We start from the raw sequence: 14,428 nt of genomic DNA on the forward strand, positions 1-14,428 counted from the left end.
AAATTGATCGACAGTTATTGATGAAATTAATCGATCGCCCGATCGGGCAAAATATAAATACAAAGTTTTTAACTTAAAATTTCTAGGTTTTACTGAAGCGGTAAAGAAACCGCAACTGCTGGCTAGCAATGAGCACTGAAGAATATATCCGGCAAGCCCAAATTTATTTGAACCGGGGGAAGTTAACTGAGGCGATCGAGTTTTGCAAAAAGGCGATCGAACTTCAACCGTTTTCGCCCTCGGCTTACACGACTTTAGGCGAAATTCTCGAAGCTCAAGGCGATCCGACGGCGGCAAGAGACGCTTTTGTGCAAGCTTTGGAGATTTCGCCGCAGTTTTTTCTGGCTCATGCTTATTTGGGTCAACTTTACAGCGACTATGCGTGGCTGGATGAGGCGGTTTTTCACTACCGACAAGCTCTGGATTTGAAACCAGATTGGGCGGAACTTCATTATAACTTGGGAAATATTTTTCACAAGCAGGGTAATTTGTTGGGGGCGATCGACTGTTACCGAAATGCGATAGCCCAAAAACCGGATTATCTCGATGCTTTATACAATCTGGCTGTGGTTTTAGATGAAAATAGTCAGCTCGAAGCGGCAATGGATACCTACCGACAGGTGATTGCCGTGGCGCCGGATTACGTGAAAGCTTACAGCAATCTGGGTGTGATTTTGCTAAAGGACGATCGCACTGCTGAGGCGATCGAGCTTTACGAGCGGGCCATGGAGATTAAGCCGGATTGGGCAACGCTGCACAATAATTTGGGTCAAGCCTTGCTGGACAAAAGTCCGGAAAGGGCGATCGCATCTTACCTCACAGCTATTGAGTTGGAGCCGGACATGGTTTTGGCTCACTACAATTTGGGGAAAGCGTGGCAGTTACAGGGGGAACATTCGGCGGCGCTTGCTTGTTTCGAGCGCGCGATCGAGATCAATTCCGACTATATTTCGGGCTATACAGACGCCGGATTTTCTTTGATGGTTTTGGGCAAAATTGCTGAAGCCATGCCTTATTTTGAGCGGGCAATAGCTCTGAAGCCTGATTTTGTTGAGGCTTACTGCCGCTTGGGAGACAGGCGCAGAGTTGGGGCGGTAGAAGATGATGAATTGTCAAAGGCGATCGCTGCGTGCGATCGATTTCTCACAGCACTAACTGGAAGGAAGAAGAAAGAAGGAACAGGGAAGAAGGAAGAAAAAGAAACTATTCCCAATGCCCTACGCCCAACGCCCAATGCCGAATTACCAATTGCTGAAATTTGCGATAATTTAGCCGAAATTTACTTGCATTTGGGAAATGCTCTAACAGAGTACAGCGGATACGAATCTGCCGCCGCTTATTATCAAAAAGCTTTGCAAATTCAGCCACAAAATGCAGAGCTTTACTGGCGCGTGGGAAATTCCTTAGCTCAGCAACAGCGGTTCAGTGCAGCAATTGCAGTTTACCACATGGCTTTGACGATTCAACCTGCTTTACCGCAGGTTTATTTTGAGTTAGCAAAACTGCTGGAAAAACAGGGGCGCTGGGAACGGGCGATTGATTATTATCAACAGGTTTTAGATCTGCAATTGCACGGGTATGGTGATCGGAAACAGTGGAAAAAAGACAGTTTTATTTCGCCAGATCGCACTTCTATAAAACCTCCTCACGGTATTTATTTATCGAGTTGGGATTGGCTGGTTAATGCTAAGTTGGATGCTGACAATTATGTGGAAATATTTTGGAAATCTGCACCAGAAGCAAGGGTCGAAAATATTCCCAATTCCCAATTTGCGCGATCCAATTCCAAGTTGGCAAATTCCGATTGTGCCGGGTTAACTTGCGGGCTGTGTTTGCAGCGACTTTCTAAGTGGTTCGATCCGGTGCATTTGGGTTGGGGAGTGTGCCGTTTGTCCAACTCGCAACCGATACCTGTGCCGTCGCCCAAAACTTTTGTGGCTGCAATTCCCAACGGGCGAGTTTGGATTGTGCCGCAGGAAAATTATTGGTTGATTTGCAAGGCGATCGCTGTAATTACTCCTGACAATTATTTGTTGGCTGATGTGTCGAGAGATTATCCGGGGTTTTTACCTGGATGCGAAAAGCATGATGTTAGAAAACACATTGTTTTTCAGTTAGAATCATTTCCAGGTTTAAAGCAAATTGACGGCAGCGTGGCGGTACTTTCGGGTTTGTCTGGAAATGTCTATTTTCACTGGATGGTTGACGTTTTGCCGAGGATAGAATTGCTGCGGCACAGTGGTAGGGATTTTGCGGAAATTGATTGGTTTTTGGTGAATAGTTGTCAGCACCAATTTCAGCGGGAAAGTCTGAGAATTTTGGGGATTCCCGAAGAAAAAGTCTTGGAGAGCGATCGCTTGCCTCACATACAAGCAACAGAGTTGATTGTACCTTCTTTTGCAGGATACTTGGGCTGGCCTTCTGGGTGGGCGATGGATTTTTTGAGGCGCGAGTTTCTCAAGGGAATTATACCTAGTTCTAGCTATCCAAAACGGATTTATATCAGCCGTAGCAAAGCAAGATATCGACGAGTTTTGAACGAGGAAGATGTGGTTGAGGTGTTGGAGAAATTTGGCTTTGTTTCTATTTTGCCAGAGTCGATGTCTTTGGCAGAGCAAATTGCTCATTTTTACCACGCTGAGGTGATAGTGGCTGCCCACGGCAGCGGCTTGACAAATACGATTTTTAGTTGCCAGGGAACTAAAGTAATTGAGTTGGTGTCGCCTCACTATATCAGCCATTATTACTGGGGAATCAGTCAATATTTGCAGTTGGAACATTACTTTTTAACGGGCGAGGCTTTTGAATGCTATCCTATTAGACAGTTGATGTATCAGAATTCCCTGACCGAGGATATTTTGGTGAACTTGAGTTCGCTGAAAAAGATGGTTGAAGTGGTGGGTTTGGGTTAGTTGGTGTCTGGAGCAAGTTTAATTATGCCCTCGATTGAGAAGATGGAAAAGGCAGCGGTTGATTTGAGTCGGCAAGCAGAAGTTTATTTAGCCGAAGGAAAGTTGAATGAGGCAGTTGCTGCTTGCGAGTCAGCGTTGAAAATTGAACCGAATTTGGCGACAGCTTGCCAGACGCTGGGAAAGGTGATGCAGGTGCGAGGGGAAATCGAGCAAGCTAAGCAGTGGTATGAATCGGCAATCGATCGCAATCCAAATTTGCCGGAAGTTTATGCTAATCTCGGCATTTTGTATTCTCAGGGGAAACAGTGGGAAAAGGCGATCGTAAATTGTGAAAAAGCAATTTCGCTAGCGCCGAATTTTGCTGCTGTTTATCGGCAGTTGGCGAGAATTTGGACGCAGTTAGAGAAGCGAGAAGAGGCGGCAGACTGTTGGTATCAAGCTTTTAATATCGAGCCGAATTGGGCAACTGCTGAGGAAAACGTCACTCTGGGAAATAGTTTGGTTGAATTGGGAAAGTTCGATCGTGCTATTGAGTGTTATTCGCGAGCAATTAAGTTAAACCCGCAACTGGCAACAGCTTATCACAATTTGGGAGAAATGCTGGTTGGCCAGAAGCGGTGGGATGAGGCGATCGCCAATTACCGACAAGCCATTGAAATTAATCCAGATTCTTTTGAATCTTACCACAGTTTGGGTAAAACTTGGGCGGAGCGAGGAGAATTCGATCGGGCGATCGCCTGTTACAACAAAAGCATCGAACTCAATCCAAAATACGCTCGTGCTTACGTGGGTTTAGGTAATGTTTTCGCGCAAAAACAGGACTTTGATGCAGCCATTAAATGTTACCGTCAGACTCTGGCAATTAATGATAATTTCTACTGGGCATACAATTGCTTAGGGGACGCTTGGGCTCAAAAACAACTGTGGCCCGAAGCTATTAGTTGCTACCGCAAAGCTATTGAAATAAATCCAAATATTCCTTGGTTTTATGTCAATTTGGGAATAGCCTTCACCTGCGAACAATCCTGGGATGAAGCTGTGGCTGCTTTCCTGCACGCGGTTCAGATGGAGCCGAATTTGACGGGAATTAATCAGCGGTTGGGATATGTTTTGCGGAAGCGGAGCGAATCGGGTTTAGACAGCACAATCGCAACTTATTGTCAATCTCTTGAGGTACTTGCAAGCGGAAAAAATTACCACAAATTGCTGGGAATGGAGTTAGATGGAGCGGAATTTTATATAAATTTAGGCAATAGTTTAGCAAAACAGAAGCAGTTGGAAGGTGCGATCGTATTTTATAGCATGGCACTGCAAATTGAACCCAATGCTGCGGAAGTTGTCGCCCAACTGGATGATGTTCGGGCGAAACAACAGGAGTTATACGCACAAATTGCCACTTACCGCCACCAAATTGAAATCGATCCGACAAATTCTAAGTCTTACAACGATTTAGGAAATATTTTACCGCAATTAGGGGAATTAGAAGAAGCAATTATTTGCCACCAAAAAGCCGCCGAATTGAGGGGTTGGGCTGAGTGTGCGGCGAAAGATTATCAATTTACCCAAGATTGGTTTACACACAATATTCCTATTTGGCAACGGCATTTGCAGGAATTTACTGGAATTGCAGATTTTCAAGTTGTGGAAATCGGCAGTTTTCAGGGAATGTCTGCTTGCTGGCTGCTGGATAATATTTTAACTCATCCGACGGCAAAGATTACTTGTATTGATTTGTATTTTCAACAACATTTTAAGGGCAATATTGTTAAAACGGGAGCAGCAGAGCGGGTAATTGAATTAGAAGGTTACTCTCAAGATTTGTTAATTAATTTGAATTCAGAATATTACGATGTTGCTTACATTGACGGCTGTCACAAACCTACCAGTGCTCTGCAAGATGCGATTTTATCTTGGAGGTTGGTGAAAGTTGGGGGATTGATGATTTTTGATGATTACGAGTTTACGTTTCCCGACAGCCCGGAGCAAGATACTAAAATTGGCATAGATGTTTTTTTGGAGATGTTTGGAAGTCAGTTAGAAGTTGTACACAAAGGCTATCAACTCATCGTCAAAAAAATCGGCAATCAAAGTTTGGGCGAAGAGCAAACTCTGTTGTCTCTGGGTTGGGAAAAGTTGGGGGATATTGCGACAAATTCCGGTTATTTGGATGAGGCGATAGCCCGCTATCAAACAGCTATTAAAATTAAGTCGGGCAACTACTTAACTTACCACAAGTTGGGTAAAAGTTTGCAAAAGAAAGAACTATTTGACGAAGCTCGGGCCGCTTACCAACAGGCGATCGCACTCAACCCTAATTTTAGTTGGGCTTACCACTTTTTGGGAGAAACTTTGCAGGCGATTGAGCAACACGAGGAAGCTGCTTCTGCTTACCGCAATGCTATTGAGTTAAATCCAGATTTTTGTTGGACTTACAACAATTTAGGCGATGTGCTGATGGAGCTTTCTGAGTGCGAGGAAGCTGCTGTTGCTTACCGCAAGTTAGTTGAACTCAATCCCGATTTCTGTTGGTCCTACGAGAGATTAGGTAGGGCTTTGGTTGCACTGGAAAATTGGGAAGAAGCGGCGGCGGCTTACCGAAAAGCTATTGAATTAAACCCCAATGATTGTTGGCTGTACAATAGTTTGGGGGAAGTTCTGGAATTACAAGAAAATTGGTCGGAAGCAGCCGAGGCTTTTGATCGTGCTATTGAGCTAGAACCTGAGCATAGTTGGCTGTACAAAAAGTTGGGCGATGCACTGCGGAATCAAGGGGAATTAGAAAGGGCGATCGCCATTTATGAAAAAGGCATCAATTTCGATCCCAAATCCTGCTGGTGTTACGAAGGATTGGGTTTGAGTTTCCTTGCAAAACAGCAGTGGGAACGTGCAATCACTAATTTAGTTCAAGCCCTGCAAATTAAACCGGATTTGTTTGAAGCTTACGATAATATAGGTTATGCTCTGGAACAACAAGGAGAAGTCGATGAGAGCGATCGGGAAAAATGCAGTAATCAAAATTTACCCTTAAGTATTCTCGAAAAATACTGTGGGTTTACAGAAGATTTGACCGTTCCAGCAGAATCCAATCCTAACCTCACCTGCATTGACATCCATCCTGCGAGTCAAATCAATTTATCTGATTCCAAAACAATCGATAGCAGCCGTAGATTCTGGGAACATCAAAGTCATTCCAGAAAAGCTTTTGTTGCCGTATTGCCAAACGGACGAGCTTGGGCAGATGTTGTGACTAGCGCCGTCATTACTTCAGAAAATAAACTTGTTGCTGACATTTCAATGGGTTGTGCGGAATTGGTAATCACTTCCGACAAATTGCCTCCCGCTGAACACGTCGATGGAAATGTGGCTTTTTTATCGGCTCGCTGGGGTGGAGCTGCTTATTTTCATTGGATGTTTGATGTGATTACGCGATTTGATATTTTGCAGCGTAGCGGATTGATAGAAACTATAGATAAGTTTGTTGTCAATGCCTCGGATTCTTCCTATCAAGCAGAAACTTTAGAGATTTTAGGAATTGCTCAAGATAAAATTTTAGAAAGTCGCTGCCATTTACACATTACCGCCGATCAATTAATAGTTCCGTCAATATCTTATAACGGTTCGGGAGCTGTTTCTAAATGGAAGTGTGAATACCTAAAACAGACATTTTTAAAGGAACAACAGCCAAGAAATACAGACTATTCAGAGCGAATTTATATCAGTCGACAACAAGCATCCTATAGGCGAATCGTCAACGATGAAGAAGTAATTAAATACTTAGAAAAATTTGGGTTTCGCAGTGTAAAATTGGAAACAATGTCTGTAGCGGAACAAGCATCGTGTTTGGCTGCTGCTAAAGTAGTTGTCGCACCTCACGGAGGGGGATTGACTAATCTAGTTTTTTGCAGTCCAGGAACTAAGGTAATTGAGATTTTTTCTCCCCTTTACGTTCCGTATTGTTATTGGATGATTAGCAATTTATGCGGTTTGGAACATTACTATTTAATTGGCGATTTGGTTAATGATGAAACTCCGATCAAACCCTTACATAAAGATATGCAGTTGAATTTGAACTCGCTGGAAAAATTAATGACTGTTGCAGGAGTTTTGCATGGACAATGACTACCACCATTTGGGTAATTCCCTGCAAGAAAGCGGTCAGTTTGATGAGGCTGTTGCTGCTTACAAACAAGCTATTGAATTAAATCCTAATTTTTCTTGGTCTTATCACAGTTTGGGCGATGTTTTGCAGAAACTTGAAAAATGGGAGGAAGCTGTCGCTGCTTACAAAAAAGCTGTTGAGTTAAATCCAGATTTTTCTTGGTCTTATCACAACCTGGGCGATGCTTTGCTGAAACTTCAGCAATGGGAAGAGGCTGCTGTTGCTTACCGCTGCGAGATTGCACTCAACTCGGATTTTGCTTGGTCTTTTTGCAATTTAGGCGATGCTTTAACTAAGCTAAAACAGTGGGATGAAGCTATCGCTACGTATTTAAAAGCTATTGAAATTGACGGAGATTTGCCGGGAATTTACGAGAAGTTCGGATACGCTCTCGGACAAACAGAGTCGAATTTAAATTTAGTGTTAGAACAATCTCAATTGCAAATTACACCGGAAAATAGGGAGTTTTATTTGCAGTTAGGAAAGAATTTAGCCAAGTACGATCGCCCAAAAAGCGCAATAATTATTTACAAGTTGCTATTGACAAGTATTCCGATTCATGCAGGCAAATCGGCGGAATTAGAGGAGTTGTTGCAGCAGCAAGAAAAGTGCGTTAGCGCAGCCATCGAAGAGGATCGCGCATTAGCCTCATCTCGCGCAACTGTCGCCCAAAAACCCGATGATTGCTGGTCTTATTACAATTTAGGTGCTGTTCTGAGCCACCAAAAATATTGGGAGGAAGCGGCGGCGGCATTTTTCCAAGCTATAGAAATAAATCCCGATCTTCCTTGGTGGTTTTATTACAATTTGTGGGAAGTTTTTGTTAGGCAAAACAAGCTAGATGAAGTTGAGAACTTGTGCCGCGAAGTTATTGCAGCTCAACCGGAGGCTTTTTGGCCTTATCTGAATTTGGGGGAAGCTTTAACGAGGCAAGGTAAAATTCCAGAGGCGATTGATTTTTATCGAACTGTCAGTTACAAACAAAGTTTTGCATCTCTTATTAGTAAGAGAACAGGCAAGATACCTGTTCCACAAGCAGATACAGGCATCTTGCCTGTTATACAAAATTGGAACTTAAAATCAGTCAAAGTTCCTAACTTTATAATTATTGGTTCTCAGCGGTGCGGGACGACTTCTCTGTATACTTATTTATCCAAACACCCGCAAATTTTGACTCCGATTAAAAAGGAGATGGATTTTTTTTCGTGGCACTTTGACAGAGGTATTGATTGGTATTTGGCTCATTTTCCGCCAATGCCGCAGGGAGAGCAATTTGTAACTGGCGAAGCAAGTCCGAGCTATTTTGACTGTTGGGAAGCACCGGAACGGCTCTACAGGCTGTTTCCAGAGGCGAAACTGATTGTACTTTTGCGAAATCCGGTCGATCGGGCGATTTCTCAATTTTACCGCTTGACTGGCTTAAATTGGGAAGCGCGATCGCTCGATCAAGTAATTAGCGATGAAGTTGAACGGTTGAATCAAAATCCCGAATACATCATCGGCGAGGAACCGGGGAATTATTTAGCTCGCGGTAGGTACATAGAATTTATTAAAAACTGGCTGGCTTTCTTTCCTAGAGAACAGTTGTTAATTTTGAAAAGTGAAGATTTTTATGCAGGTGCGGCGGCTATAGTCCAGCAGGTTTTAGAATTTTTAGATTTGCCGGAATATCAATTGTCTGACTACCAAAATGCTAATCCCGGTTCTTACCAGCCGGTTAATCAATCGATTCGCAATTGGTTGAGGGATTATTTTCGACCTTACAATCAGCAGTTAGAGGAGTATTTGGGGAGGAAGTTTGATTGGTAATTGGGCATTGGGCATTGTTAGCTGTTGACTGTTGACTGTTGACTGTTGACTGGAAAGCTCACCACAGTCAACCGTCAACTGACAACCGTCAACTGACAACTGACTAAAAAAGACCCGCCTACCCTTGACAAGTCATACTCGTTATGAGTACGCTAAAAGAAGCAAAGGAATTGAACCCAAGTACCCAAAAATTTAAAATCATGCTGACGAACCAAGAAGGTCAAAGAGTACCCAAAGTCACCTTTCGCACTCGCAAAGACAACGAGTGGGTCGATGTCACCACCGATGATATATTTGCAGGTAAAACCGTAGTAGTTTTCTCGCTGCCGGGAGCTTTTACTCCCACTTGTTCGTCAACGCACCTCCCCGGTTACAACGAATTGGCCAAAGTTTTTAAAGAAAACGGCGTAGATGAAATCGTTTGCATTTCCGTCAACGACACTTTTGTGATGAACGAGTGGGCAAAAGACCAAGAATCAGACAATGTGACGTTAATTCCCGACGGTAACGGCGAGTTTACTCAAGGCATGGGAATGCTGGTAGACAAAACAGATTTAGGCTTTGGCAAGCGGTCTTGGCGTTATTCGATGCTGGTAAAAGATGGTGTGGTTGAAAAAATGTTTATTGAGCCTGATGAACCGGGCGACCCTTTCAAAGTGTCCGATGCCGAGACAATGCTCAACTACATCAACTCCGCAGCAACCAAGCCGAAGCTAGTGTCGCTGTTTACAAAAATGGGCTGTCCCTTCTGTGCTAAGGCTAAGGCAATGCTTAGTCAAAAGGGCTTGGATTATGAAGAAATCGTCTTGGGCCGGGAGATCACAACCCGATCGCTCCGGGCTATGACTGGGGCTACAACGGTGCCGCAAGTATTTATCGACGGCAAGTTGATCGGTGGTTCCGAAGCCCTAGAGTCTTATTTGGCAGTTGCTTAGTTAAACCAAAATACTTAACCTGCAGGTGCCCGCGTGCACACCTTACAACGAGTAAGGTGTGCACTGTGCGCCTTTGCCGTATTTTGCGGTATTTAGCCCGATCGAGCTTCGGAGTCAAAAAGTTCGATTGGTCTATTGATCCATTCTCGTGCAACAATTACTGGGGAAGTAATATTAAAAACGCAAGAAATGGGAGTTACCGATCGTGGATTTGAGTTTAGTATCGTCAAATATCTTAAATCCCCCAATATTAGCTTTTTTCATGGGAATGCTGGCAATTTTTCTCAAATCGGATTTAGAAATTCCAGCGCCCATCCCTAAACTCTTTTCGCTGTACCTGCTGTTTGCCATCGGATTTAAAGGTGGCGTAGAACTGTCCAAAAGCGGAATTGACCAGCAAATAGCCCTGACAATTTTGGCAGCGATGCTGATGTCAATGCTAGTACCAATTTATACTTTTTTCATACTGAGAATCAAACTCGACTCTTACAATGCCGCGGCGATCGCAGCCACCTACGGTTCCATCAGCGCGGTCACATTTATTACCGCCACCTCCTTCCTCACAGCACAGGGGATCGACTTTGACGGTTATATGGTAGCCGCGCTAGCATTAATGGAATCCCCGGCAATTATAGTAGGTCTCATTCTAGTCAGTGTATTTGGCGGGGAAGAAGGAAAACGCGAAATAGTTTGGCCAGAAGTGTTGCAAGAAGCATTCCTAAACAGTTCAGTTTTTCTGCTGATTGGCAGCCTAATTATGGGCGTACTGACAGGAGAACATGGTTGGGAAGTTATGAGTCCGTTTACTCAAGACTTGTTTTACGGAGTTCTGACTTTTTTCTTACTAGACATGGGGCTGGTTGCAGCAAGCAGAATTAAAGATTTGCAAGAAGCAGGAGTTTTTCTGATCGGCTTTGCAATCCTAATTCCGATACTCAACGCAGTAATTGCTTTGGTAATAGCCAAATTAATCGGAATGCCGCAGGGAGACACTTTGCTGTTTTCCGTACTTTGCGCGAGTGCTTCTTATATAGCAGTACCAGCAGCCATGCGCCTAACTGTTCCCGAAGCGAATCCAAGTCTTTACATTTCAACTGCCTTAGCAGTGACATTTCCATTTAATATCATTGTAGGCATTCCCCTGTATCTATACGGAATAAATATGTTTTGGAGGTGAGATGATGGAGTCAGTCAAAAGAGTAGAAATCATAGCCCACTCAGTCGAACTCGGCAAGATTTTAGACGGTTTAGACAAAGCTGGCGTACCGGGTTATTCGGTGATCCGTGATGTTGCTGGAAAAAGCACTAGGGATCACGTTTCCCGTGATTCATCAATGACGGCGCTGGATAACATTTATGTGCTTGCTTTTTGTTCACCAGCTCAAGTTTCAGCAGTTGCAGAAAACATTAGACCCGTGCTCAATAAATTTGGTGGGTCGTGTTTTATTTCAGATGCGGTGGAATTGCTAATTACTAGATGCGTCGGGTAGTCATTAGTTATTAGTGATTATACCAATTCGGAAAAATTGAGCTACACATAGATTCTACGCCATATGTTTAGGGACACGGCAATGCCGTGTCCTTGAGCGAATAGGCAACTTTCATCTTAGGCTTTGGTTCCATCGCCACTGGTGAGAATGCCAATCCGTTTCGCCTTTTGGGTAACTTTTTTATTATTACTTTAGCCTGATTTTAAAAAGGCAATTTTGAAAATAATTTCTGTCTATTATAGCACTTTTACAAGTTGACAAAAATCAGCCATTAGCCATTAGTCAGCGGTCATTTCAGGATTAATTGCCCTTCCCAGCCGGGGCAGAATTCAGAATTCTTAAGAGATAGAAAAGAATCAGTTGCAAAAATCCGTTAGCGTGGTAAATTCTAAGCCACAACAGGCGATCCTCCTCGAAGGCTTCGCTAATGCCCGATCGACTAAGGATATTTTCCATAGGAGTTTAAACATGGCTGCATTAAAAGTCGGCATCAACGGATTTGGTCGCATCGGACGGCTAGTGATGCGTGCCGGCATCAAAAACCCCAACATCGAATTTGTCGGCATTAACGACTTAGTTTCGCCCGACAACCTGGCTTATCTTTTCAAATACGACTCTACCCACGGCATTTACGACGGCGAAGTGGAAAGCAAACCAGACGGCATTGTCATTGACGGAAATTTTATACCCTGCACAGCGATTAGAAATCCGGCAGAATTGCCTTGGGATAAAACGAGTGCAGACTATGTTGTAGAATCTACCGGATTGTTTACAGATTTTGAAGGCGCATCAAAACACTTGACGGCGGGAGCAAAACGAGTAATACTTTCAGCACCCACAAAAGACCCGGAAAAAGTTCCAACTTTTCTAGTAGGCGTCAACCACCACAAATTTGACTCAGCAAAAGATACGGTTGTTTCTAATGCTAGCTGTACGACGAATTGTTTAGCACCAATTGCCAAAGTAATTAACGATAACTTCGGTTTGGAAGAAGGCTTAATGACTACAGTTCACGCGATGACTGCTACTCAACCAACTGTAGACGGGCCCAGCCAAAAAGATTGGCGGGGAGGACGCGGTGCGGCTCAAAATATTATTCCATCTTCCACCGGTGCAGCAAAAGCTGTTACTTTGGTGTTGCCAGAATTGAAAGGAAAATTGACTGGAATGGCCTTGCGGGTGCCAACTCCCGACGTTTCTGTAGTTGACCTTACTTTCAAAACGGCGAAGGAAACTAGCTATAAAGAAATTTGTGAAGCAATGAAAAAAGCTTCGGAGGGCGAACTCAAAGGCATTCTGGGATATACTGAGGATGCGGTGGTTTCGACAGATTTTCAGGGCGACGCGCGATCGAGCATTTTCGATGCAGGTGCGGGAATTGAACTGAATTCTAAGTTTTTCAAAGTTGTTTCTTGGTACGACAACGAGTGGGGTTATTCTAGTCGCGTGATTGACTTAATGCTGTCTATGGCCGAGAAAGACGGAATTTTGAATAATTAATTTTTTTGGGGGTGGCATTTTGGGCGGGCTTGCGTGTCCACCCCACAAACAAATTCCTATGATTTTTTGTGGAACGGGCTGTCCGGCCCGTCCCTGATAATATTATTTAATGTGAGTTAAACTTTTTTTATTTCCGATTCGATCGCGCTCATGTCTGAATTACCACCGCTGAATAACGAAACTATTTGGGCTATTCTCAACGAAGAAATCGACGATGCTGCTGTCAATCAGCTAGTTTGGCAGTATCTGGGCTACCGCTGGGATGCCGAGACTGGCAAGTGGAACAGTGCAGGAGTTGCACCCGAGTGGCGTCAAGATTACCCGGAACCGCCGGATTTTATCGATTCTAGGCCGGCGACGGTGAAATTGACTCGATCGACTCCTCCAGAAAACAAGCAGTTGCTGAAGGAAAAATTGGGCTTTAAAGGCTATAAAATTGGGGAATTCGGGCCCCGACAGACTCGCAGGGCGACGATGGCTAATTGGTTGATGGGTTTTATGGAATCTGGGGGGTAAGAGGAATATTGGATGGCTGTGCGGTGGTTGCCACCGTTAGAGTAAAGAGATATGAGATTTTTTGGCAGGAAAACCCCTAAATCCCTATAAAGGATTGAAACCTTGATTAAACTCTTCCTTTCTTTCTCTGTGTCCTCTGCGTGCTCTGCGGTTAATTAACAAAAATTAAGTTTGTTGAAAGTCAAAAAACACTAAAACCCGCCAATTCCAACCTCCTCATCCCCAACCCTGACATCGGGCTGTTCCGTAAAGTATCCTAGAGTCGGCACAAAACAACTGTGAGGTAAGCTTTATGAAAACAACTACCATATCTCGCTTAACCAGCATTTCCCTCGCTACCCTAATGCTAGCGGGCGTTTCAGTCAATGCGATCGCCACACCAGCCACCACCGAACCCAGAACCCAACTCGCCCAAGCAACTGCCAAAAAGCGCCTCGTAGTCATGGACTTCGACTACGGCCCCACCAACAGCTATTACACTTCCTACAGGGGAGTCGGCGCCGCCAAAGGCATCAGCGAACTGTTAATCAACGAACTCGTCAACAACGGCACTTATACAGTAGTCGATCGTAGCAAACTCGAACAAGTGCTCAAACAGCAAAATCGCAGCGGCGCGATGGATGCCGGCACAGCAGCCGAAATTGGCAAACAATTAGGAGTTGACGCCGTGCTCATCGGCACCATTACCAAGTTTAATATCGACAAACAATCCGGCGGCGGCAGTTTCATGGGAATCGGTGCCGGTTCACAAAAAACCAAAGCTACCGTTCAAATAGATGTGCGGTTAATCGGTACAGCTTCAGGAGATATTCTTGCCACCGCCAAAGCAGTTGGAGAAGCGGATCAAAGCGATTCTAATATTTCCGTTAGGGGTATTGGTGGCAATTCTGGCAGCAGCAATGAAGACTCACTTTTGAGCGCGGCAGTTGACAAAGCCGTATCCCAAATGGTGACTAAACTGGCAGAGGTATCTAAGAAATTAGGTTAGAAATTTTTCAAAATTTTTAGATTTTAGATTGGTAATTGTTAACTCCCCAATCTAAAATCTAAAAATTTTTCATATCCTTGAGCTGCAATTGTACCCGTTAATATTAGTTTTGTTTAGGA

General features: G+C 44.0%; 9 protein-coding genes. All 9 read left to right on the forward strand.

Translation table 11 applies throughout. From position 1 onward, the window contains the following. Nucleotides 1-128: 128 nt before the first annotated feature. Nucleotides 129-2,912, forward strand: a complete 2,784-nt coding sequence (locus QUA45_RS07120; protein ID WP_333220067.1) for a tetratricopeptide repeat protein — start codon at nt 129-131, stop codon at nt 2,910-2,912. Between the two features lie 24 nt (nt 2,913-2,936). Beyond that, on the forward strand, nt 2,937-7,031 hold the full coding sequence (locus tag QUA45_RS07125; RefSeq protein WP_333220069.1) for a tetratricopeptide repeat protein: 4,095 nt from the start codon (nt 2,937-2,939) through the stop codon (nt 7,029-7,031). Beyond that, nucleotides 7,021-8,880, forward strand: coding sequence for a tetratricopeptide repeat protein (locus QUA45_RS07130; protein WP_333220071.1), 1,860 nt, complete (start codon nt 7,021-7,023; stop codon nt 8,878-8,880). The genes QUA45_RS07125 and QUA45_RS07130 overlap by 11 nt, the downstream gene beginning before the upstream one ends. A 200-nt stretch (nt 8,881-9,080) precedes the next feature. Further along, nucleotides 9,081-9,815: a glutathione peroxidase gene (locus tag QUA45_RS07135; RefSeq protein ID WP_333096858.1), complete on the forward strand. Its 735-nt coding sequence runs from the start codon at nt 9,081-9,083 to the stop codon at nt 9,813-9,815. Nucleotides 9,816-10,020: 205 nt separating this feature from the next. Then, nucleotides 10,021-10,992 carry a sodium-dependent bicarbonate transport family permease gene (locus QUA45_RS07140; protein WP_333068249.1) on the forward strand — a complete coding sequence of 324 codons (972 nt, stop codon included), beginning with the start codon at nt 10,021-10,023 and terminating at the stop codon, nt 10,990-10,992. Nucleotide 10,993: 1 nt separating this feature from the next. Then, nucleotides 10,994-11,305, forward strand: coding sequence for a P-II family nitrogen regulator (locus QUA45_RS07145; RefSeq protein WP_223300725.1), 312 nt, complete (start codon nt 10,994-10,996; stop codon nt 11,303-11,305). Nucleotides 11,306-11,773: 468 nt separating this feature from the next. Next, entirely contained in the window at nt 11,774-12,805 is a 1,032-nt protein-coding gene (gene gap / locus QUA45_RS07150; protein ID WP_333096947.1) for a type I glyceraldehyde-3-phosphate dehydrogenase, read from the forward strand. Nucleotides 12,806-12,955: 150 nt separating this feature from the next. Then, nucleotides 12,956-13,321: a DUF1823 family protein gene (locus QUA45_RS07155; protein WP_333096861.1), complete on the forward strand. Its 366-nt coding sequence runs from the start codon at nt 12,956-12,958 to the stop codon at nt 13,319-13,321. Nucleotides 13,322-13,613: 292 nt separating this feature from the next. After that, nucleotides 13,614-14,309, forward strand: coding sequence for a CsgG/HfaB family protein (locus QUA45_RS07160; RefSeq protein WP_333096863.1), 696 nt, complete (start codon nt 13,614-13,616; stop codon nt 14,307-14,309). Nucleotides 14,310-14,428 lie beyond the last annotated feature (119 nt).

The organism is Microcoleus sp. Pol12A5 (assembly GCF_036701435.1).
Lineage (GTDB): Bacteria > Cyanobacteriota > Cyanobacteriia > Cyanobacteriales > Microcoleaceae > Microcoleus.

What these genes read in the sequence shown, in the direction of transcription:
- QUA45_RS07125 (WP_333220069.1), top strand. Translation starts at nt 2,937, where the DNA reads ATGCCCTCGATTGAGAAGATGGAAAAGGCAGCGGTTGATTTGAGTCGG.
- QUA45_RS07145 (WP_223300725.1), top strand. Translation starts at nt 10,994, where the DNA reads ATGATGGAGTCAGTCAAAAGAGTAGAAATCATAGCCCACTCAGTCGAA.
- QUA45_RS07135 (WP_333096858.1), top strand. Translation starts at nt 9,081, where the DNA reads ATGCTGACGAACCAAGAAGGTCAAAGAGTACCCAAAGTCACCTTTCGC.
- QUA45_RS07160 (WP_333096863.1), top strand. Translation starts at nt 13,614, where the DNA reads ATGAAAACAACTACCATATCTCGCTTAACCAGCATTTCCCTCGCTACC.
- QUA45_RS07130 (WP_333220071.1), top strand. Translation starts at nt 7,021, where the DNA reads ATGGACAATGACTACCACCATTTGGGTAATTCCCTGCAAGAAAGCGGT.
- gap (WP_333096947.1), top strand. Translation starts at nt 11,774, where the DNA reads ATGGCTGCATTAAAAGTCGGCATCAACGGATTTGGTCGCATCGGACGG.
- QUA45_RS07155 (WP_333096861.1), top strand. Translation starts at nt 12,956, where the DNA reads ATGTCTGAATTACCACCGCTGAATAACGAAACTATTTGGGCTATTCTC.
- QUA45_RS07120 (WP_333220067.1), top strand. Translation starts at nt 129, where the DNA reads ATGAGCACTGAAGAATATATCCGGCAAGCCCAAATTTATTTGAACCGG.